At 60.6% G+C, this 1,092-nt stretch carries 2 protein-coding genes; both read left to right on the top strand.

The window, feature by feature from the left end; all coding sequences use genetic code 11:
• On the top strand, nt 1-778 hold a 778-nt coding region (locus tag A3754_RS00435), incomplete at its 5' end, for a UDP-N-acetylglucosamine 1-carboxyvinyltransferase (RefSeq protein WP_156496630.1).
• Nucleotides 779-795: 17 nt separating this feature from the next.
• Nucleotides 796-1,092 (top strand): ATP phosphoribosyltransferase (gene hisG, locus A3754_RS00430; protein WP_063518546.1); only part of this gene is annotated, 297 nt, incomplete at its 3' end.

The raw sequence follows: 1,092 nt of genomic DNA, 5'->3' as shown, positions 1-1,092 counted from the left end.
GGTCACCGTAACCGGTACCGAAAACCTGATGATGGCGGCGGCGCTGGCCGACGGCACCACCTACCTGGAAAACGCAGCCCGTGAGCCGGAAGTGGTGGATCTGGCCAACTTCATCAATGCCATGGGCGGCAAGATTAGCGGTGCCGGCACTGACACTATTGTCATTGAAGGGGTTGAGCGCCTAACCGGTTGCCACCATCAGGTCGTTGCTGACCGTATCGAAACCGGCACCTACCTGATTGCCGCCGCCATCACCGGTGGCCGCATCAAGACCAAGGACACCGTGCCGGGTATTCTCGATGCGGTGCTGCAGAAGCTGGAAGAAGCCGGGGCGAAAATCACCGTCGGCGACGACTGGATCGAGCTGGACATGGAAGGGCGCCGCCCGAAGGCCGTGTCCTTGCGCACCGCACCGTACCCGGCCATGCCCACGGATATGCAGGCCCAGTTCATGGCCCTGAATCTGGTCGCCGAAGGCACCAGCACCATTGTCGAAACCATTTTCGAAAACCGTTTCATGCACGTGCAGGAAATGAACCGCATGGGCGCGGACATCGAAGTGCAGGGAAACACCGCCATTTGCCGGGGTGTCGAGCAGCTTACCGGTGCGCCGGTGATGGCCACGGACCTGCGCGCCTCGGCCTCACTGGTGATCGCCGCGTTGGCGGCGTCCGGTGATACCACCGTGGACCGCATCTACCATATTGATCGTGGTTACGAGTGCATTGAAGAGAAACTGCAATCGCTGGGCGCGATCATCCGTCGCGTACCACGCTGATCGGATCGGGATCTGTGATGAGCAAGCCATTGACCATCGCCCTCTCCAAAGGGCGCATTCTCAAGGAAACCCTGCCGCTGCTGAAAGTCGCAGGCATTGAGCTGCTGGAAGACCCGGCGGCCTCACGCAAACTGATTTTCGACACCACCCGTGACGACGTGAAAATCATCATCATCCGCGCCACAGACGTGCCCCCCTATGTGCAGCATGGCGCGGCGGATATCGGTGTGGCCGGCAAAGACGTGCTCATGGAGCACGGTGGCGACGGGGTGTTTGAGCCGGTGGATCTGGATATTGCCCGCTGCAAACTGATG

The sequence above is a fragment of the Alcanivorax sp. HI0083 genome (assembly GCF_001635175.1).
This window is presented reverse-complemented; position numbering and strand designations above follow the sequence as displayed.